The organism is Streptococcus cristatus (assembly GCF_963529205.1).
Taxonomy (GTDB): domain Bacteria; phylum Bacillota; class Bacilli; order Lactobacillales; family Streptococcaceae; genus Streptococcus; species Streptococcus cristatus_O.
Genome location: NZ_CAURYF010000053.1, coordinates 1 through 6,305, shown reverse-complemented (window position 1 = coordinate 6,305; position 6,305 = coordinate 1). Strand labels below are relative to the sequence as shown.

General features: G+C 42.7%; 6 protein-coding genes. 1 reads left to right on the top strand and 5 read right to left on the bottom strand.

Going from position 1 to position 6,305, the window contains the following annotated elements:
• Together RWS39_RS08965 and rpoE are read right to left on the bottom strand one after the other, a co-directional pair.
• On the bottom strand, positions 1-466 hold a 466-nt coding region (locus RWS39_RS08965), incomplete at its 3' end, for a sigma-70 family RNA polymerase sigma factor (RefSeq protein WP_314482713.1).
• 192 nt (positions 467-658) lie between these two features.
• The gene (gene rpoE / locus RWS39_RS08960) at positions 659-1,249 is read right to left on the bottom strand and encodes a DNA-directed RNA polymerase subunit delta (protein WP_314482710.1); all 591 of its coding nucleotides are present in this window, start codon (positions 1,247-1,249) and stop codon (positions 659-661) included.
• Between the two features lie 257 nt (positions 1,250-1,506).
• Between rpoE and RWS39_RS08955 the strand changes: the two genes are divergently transcribed.
• Positions 1,507-2,472, top strand: coding sequence for an aromatic acid exporter family protein (locus RWS39_RS08955; RefSeq protein ID WP_314482708.1), 966 nt, complete (start codon positions 1,507-1,509; stop codon positions 2,470-2,472).
• A gap of 75 nt (positions 2,473-2,547) precedes the next feature.
• On the opposite strand, the gene RWS39_RS08950 is transcribed toward RWS39_RS08955, so the two are convergent.
• The 3 genes from RWS39_RS08950 to cysS form a co-directional block, all read right to left on the bottom strand.
• Entirely contained in the window at positions 2,548-4,395 is a 1,848-nt protein-coding gene (locus tag RWS39_RS08950) for an APC family permease (protein WP_314482705.1), read from the bottom strand.
• 299 nt (positions 4,396-4,694) lie between these two features.
• A complete protein-coding gene (locus tag RWS39_RS08945) occupies positions 4,695-5,087 on the bottom strand; it encodes a Mini-ribonuclease 3 (protein ID WP_314482702.1) in 393 nt (130 codons plus the stop codon).
• A partial coding sequence (cysS, locus tag RWS39_RS08940; RefSeq protein WP_314482700.1) for a cysteine--tRNA ligase occupies positions 5,080-6,305 on the bottom strand: 1,226 nt, incomplete at its 5' end. The genes cysS and RWS39_RS08945, both read right to left, overlap by 8 nt.

Sequence of the window (6,305 nt, the reverse complement as noted above, 5' to 3'; positions counted from 1 at the left end):
TAAAGTCTCTTAAATATTCCCCTAACTCTCGCAACAATCTTTTACGTCCCTTAAACCGTTCGTCGCCTAGTAAACGGTGGTATAACTCTAGTTGTTCTTTATCTAACTGAGAAGTGTAGGCTGCTAACGAACTTCGAAGAGCGACTAAATCATCTAAGCCTAGTTCGCGCTTACTCAGTCTATGACTAATGGTTCCAACTTCTTCATAAGACTGACGATCGAAGCGGCGTTTTTGGCTCTCTTGCTTACGAAGAATGTCATGAATATGATTCCTAAATTTTGTTTTGAAGTAGCGATAGAGGCGACTTTCGTCTTGACTGATATCTGGATGACTTTCTTCTAGCTGGTGATAGATCAACATGCCTTCTTGTTCCCAATCACTACTCTCCCATAAATGTATATAATAATCCCGTGCACAGCGCCGAACAATCCACTGCACTTTCTCATAGCGTTCCTTGAAGTTCATGTTATCTCCTTTTCCTTTGATAATATGATTCTACAAGAAAATCTTCTCCTTCAGGCTTCATTCCTCCATCCTGTCTATTTTTTGCCCCAACTGGTTCCTAACGCAAAATTTTTCGACATCTCAGGGACATTTTGGAACATGTTAGAACGCAAAAACAACCGCTTCTAAAATAAAGCAGTTGTTTCTTGGATATTATTCTTCGTCTTCAACATCCTGATCATCGTCAGAATATTCATCGTCTTCTTCATTTAACTCAACTTCTTCGCCGAGATCATCTGGAGCTATTTCATTGATTTCAGCATCGTAGGCTTCAACCTCACTCTTTTCATCATCTGGGTTATCTTCATCATATGAAAGAGCTGGATCCTCTTCATAAGAGTCCTCATCCTCAGGATCATCATCGCTGTAATCAATCGCATCTTCGTCGCCGTCCATAAAAGCATTAACGCGTTTTTTCTTGCGTTTCTTAGGCTCGTCTTCCTCGTCCGTTTCTTCCAAAGCGATGATTTCTTCATCTACTTCGTCAATCGCATACCAAGAACGAAGACCCCATTTATTATCGCCAAGTGGGATGAAACTGCCATCTACATTCAGTTCTGTATAAAATAGAAGCAGTGCTTCTCGGATCTCGCTATTTGATTTTTCCAGATAATTTTGAATTTCATTGACAAGCTCATCGAAATACATTTCATGGTCACGCCCGCGCAATTCTAAGATGGCACGTGCTACCTCAATCATCGAAAGCTCACTTTTTTCTTGTCCTGCAAATACTTCTAATTCCAAAGTTATTCTCCTTAAGATTACACAGGCATTTAGCCAGGCATTTTTTCGCTACTTTCTATTGTACGATAAATTTGTCGTCTAGTCAAAAAAATTTCACCTAGACTATCCGACTTTTCAACTCCAGTCATTCTACCATAATCGTAGCATCTATGGAGCAGCATCTTCCTCTAATTTATAAACATTGACATATTTATCCTCACAAGTCTTCGACTAATCATGATATAATAGAAAAAACTTTGTTTAATAGAAAGAAGCTTATGCCTCTCCTCCAACGTACCATCAAACTAGCTCTCGCAACATGCCTGGCCGCTGCTCTAGCTGCTTTTTTAGGTTTGAACAATGCTATATCAGCCGGTATTATTGCCATTCTCAGCGTTTCCGACACTCGCAGAAGCACTATCAAACTAGCCCGCAACCGCCTCTTGTCTACTATTTTAGCACTAGCCATCGGGAGCTTATCTTTCATCCTTCTAGGATTTAACCTTTGGAGCTTAGGGATTTATATCCTGCTTTACGTTCCCTTAGCTTATCTCTTTGGCTGGGAAATAGGCATCACCCCCAGCACAGTTTTGGTCACTCATCTGCTGCTGGCCCATTTTGTTTCTTGGTCTCTTCTAGCCAATGAAATGGCTGTCTTCCTCATCGGAACAGGATTCGCTCTTCTAGCTAATTTATACATGGCTTCAAACCAGCAAGATATTGATAACTATCATATTCAAGTTGAAGAGCAACTGAAGAAAATTCTACTGCGTTTTGAATATTTCTTAAAAGCTGGAGACGGTCGAAACGATGCGACTCTAATCAAGGAACTAGATACTATCCTTCAAGAAGCCTTAGAACTGGTCTATCTGGACCATTCCAACCACCTCTTTCACCAGACCAACTACCATATCCACTATTTTGAAATGCGGCAGGCGCAGAATCGCATTCTAGAAGACATGGCAGGAAATATCAACAATTGCCAATTGGCAGCCAGCGAGAGCTTGATTTTAGCCCGTCTTTTCTCCAAGACAGCCCAGCAGCTTAGTCAAGAAAATCCTGCTCACGAGCTGGTTGAAGAAATCGAAACCTGCTTGGCTGTTTTTCGCGAACGCCCGCTTCCTAAGACTCGGCAAGAATTTGAAACCCGCGCTACACTTCTGCAACTTTTACGAGACTTGGAAACTTTTATTAAGATTAAAGTAGAATTTTATCAAAATTACCAAAATGTACAAGCAAGTTAGCTCTGCGCTATTTTTAATAAATAAAGGAGTTGAAAAATCTTCAACTCCTTTTTCTCATTCAGTAAAGGCATTCGCTCATTCTTTTAAGTGATAAGAATAACTTGCAACCACGACATCCTCGTACCATTTCAAATAGTATTTTAATTTTAAACTCATCTGGTTATGCAGAATATTCTGCCATCTCTTTTTAGGTATAAACTGAGGTACTAGGACCGTCACTGTTCGACCTTCTTTTTTGGCTCTCTTGGCCACTTTAATCACATACTGAACTGTCGGACTGATGATATTGCGATAGCTAGTCGTGACTGTCTCAAAGCGAATATCTGGGAAGTAGTCAGCAAATTCCTCGGCGACTTCCGCATCTTTTTCAGCAGTCTCTGCTGTTGAAACGTGCATTGCCACGACTTCATCTCCGATACTGCGAGCATAGCTCATCGCTCCTACACTGACTCGGGTAACATTCCCGACCAGGACAATTACTGTATTACCAGTGTAGTTCTGGCGCTCAATGTGGTCATGCAATCTCAACTGTTTAGCGACTCTATTATAGTGCTGTTTGATAGACAAAAACAGCCAAGTCAAGACGATGATAATAGGAAAGAAAGGCCAAATATCTTGAAGACGGAACAAGAGTAAGATAAGGACAATCCCATAACAAATGATCGCACCAAGGATATTCGCAATCGAATGCTTCAAGAAATTATTTCCATATTTTTTCTTCCAATGGACAACCATACCAGTCTGGGAGAGAGCAAAGGGCACGAACACACCAATGGTGTACAGGGGAATCAAACGTTCTGTATTTCCCTTAAAGATGAACAAAAGAGCAATGGCACCAAAAGCCAAAGTGAAAATACCATTAGAATAGCTGAGCCGATCTCCTTTTTCCATGTACATATGAGGCATGTATTTGTTCTTAGCCATATTGTAGGAGAGCATAGGAAAGGCTGAGAAGCCTGTATTGGCTGCCACTGCTAAGATCAAAGCAGTTGACAATTGGAAAACATAGAACAAGATACGACCAAGGGGAGAAGTCCCCAAAATTGCTTGCGCCATCTGAGCCAGGGTCGTTACACCTTTGACAGGCACGATGCCAATCCAATAATTCAAGAAGGTAATGCCCGCAAACATGATTCCTAGAATTAAGGCCATAATCGATAGGGTAGCTGCAGCATTATGGGCCTTCGGTTTCTTGAAAAAGGGAACCGAATTGGAAATAGCTTCCACTCCTGTCAAGGAAGCAGAGCCGCTAGTGAAGGCACGAAGCAGCAAGATCAAACTTACTCCAGCAATCGGACTACCAATGCTTGCAGTTGCGTGATAGCCTAAGTTCCCTGTCAGGATTTGCGCAAAACCAAAACCAATCAACAATAAGGTGCTGACAATAAAAAGATAGACAGGAATCATCAAGGAAGTGGCCGATTCTTTTAATCCTCGGAGATTCATTAGCATCAACAAGAGAACTAGGAAAATGGAAATATGTAAATTATAAGGATGTAAGATGGGAATCGCAGAGGTAATTGCGTCCGCTCCAGAAGCGACTGAAACGGCCACTGTCAACATGTAATCTACCAGCAAGCTTCCGCCAGCGATCAAACCTGCTGTTGGAGATAGATTTTCTGTCGTCACCATATAAGCTCCCCCTCCTTGAGGATAAGCATGAATGACCTGCCGATAGGAAATCGTTAAACTCGCTAATAGAATCAATACGACAATTCCTATGGGAAGCGACCACCAAATGGCACCAACAGAAACAGAAGTCAAGACCAAAACAACCTGCTCTGGTCCATAAGCAATCGAAGATAAAGCGTCACTGGAGAGCATGGCTAAAGCTTGCATCTTAGTCAGTAAATGGCCATCTTCGCCCTCTTTTCCAGATTTTAATGGGCGTCCAATAAAAAAGCCTTTTAACTTGGAAAACATAAGTTCCTCCTTTAAAAACATGAGCCATTCTACTCCTTTTCAGAAAACATGTCAATACTTTTCTGAAAATAATTTTTCGTAAATTTCTGTCTCCTACTTTTTATCCAATAATACATTTAAAGTTTCAAACTCAATCTTCTATAAAATTTTCCAGTTTTTCTTGAGACAGCATGTTTGTTTTTATGGGAGTATCAGAAAACGAGCTTTATGTAAAACTCGTCTTTGATATATAAGTTTCTCAAACCTTCGCGGTCGTTAATAAAAGAGTTCAATCTTAGAATAAATAAGATAGCAGCGAATCAAAACGAAGTCTCTATCTTCCGAATACACCAATCAATCAGCTCTTCCAGTCGCTCAATAGCTTCGGTCATATGCAGGTAACCCATAACTGCCTCAAAGCCAGTAGACATCCGGTAGGTGACGATATCTGTATTCTTAGCCTTGGTATGGCTGTTGGCATTGCGACCGCGCTTATAGATATCCTCTTCCTTTTCCGTCAGGATTCCTTCTTCCAGCATGAGAGAGATGAGATTAGCCTGAGCCTTGGCAGAAACGTACTTGGTCGCTTCCCTATGCAGCTGATTGGGCTTGGTCAGACCTTGAAAAATCAGGTGACGCCGGATATACATGGAGTAGACAGCATCTCCCTCAAAGGCGAGGGCAATGCCGTTAATCAGGTTGACATCAGTCACGTGTCCACCTCACTCCGTCCTTAGTATCCAAAAGCTTGATGCCCTGAGCGGCCAATTCATCTCGAATACGGTCTGCAGTCGCAAAGTCTCGATTAGCCCGCGCTGCTTGGCGTTCCTCAATCAAGCGCTCAATGTCCGCATCGAGGACTTCTTCTACAAAGACGATACCAAAAACTTCTAAGAGCTTGGCAAAGGCTTCCTTAACTTCAGCGGTGTAATTGCCAGAGTTGATCCACTTGGCTAGCTCGAAGACAACCGTGATACCGTTAGCCGCATTGAAATCTTCGTCCATAGCAGCGGTGAACTTGTCTAGAAAGGCTTGAAGATGAACAGAATCCGCCTGACCGGTAAATGGCTGCTCATAGGTATTCTTCAAATACTTGAGATTGATCGCTGCATCATGAACAGCTTTTTCCGTAAAATTGATTGGCTTGCGGTAATGCTGGGTAGCAAAGAAGAAACGCAGTACCTGACCATCAATGGTTTTGAGGGCATCGTGAACAGTGATAAAATTACCTAGAGATTTGGACATCTTGACGTCGTCAATGTTGACAAAGCCATTATGCATCCAGTAGTTGGCAAAAGTCTGGCCAGTCTTGGCCTCTGATTGGGCGATTTCATTGGTGTGGTGAGGAAATTCTAAGTCTGCTCCTCCGCCGTGGATATCAATAGTATCACCCAAGATCTCCGTTGACATGACCGAACACTCGATGTGCCAGCCCGGACGACCTGCTCCCCAAGGGCTGTCCCAAGAAATCTCACCTGGCTTAGCTGCCTTCCAGAGCGCAAAGTCCACTGGATTTTCCTTACGAGCAGTCTCCTCATCTGTCCGACCAGAAGCACCCAACTCCAAGTCTGCCAAGGTTTTGTTGGCTAATTTGGCATAATTGTGAGACTTTTCGACGCGGAAGTAGACATCGCCCTCTGACTCATAGGCGTAGCTCTTGTCCACCAAAGTCTGCACAAAGTCAATGATTGCCTCCATAAAGTCAATCACACGCGGATGACGAGTCGCAGGCTTGACACCCAAAGTCGTCACATCCTCACGAAAGGCAGCGATATACTTGTCAGCCACCTCTTGAGGCGTGATGCCTTCTTCCTTGGCCCGGTTGATAATTTTATCATCTACATCTGTAAAATTGGAAATATAGTTGACTTCAAAGCCCCGATACTCAAAATAGCGGCGAACCGTGTCAAAAGCTACTGTTGAGCGGGCAT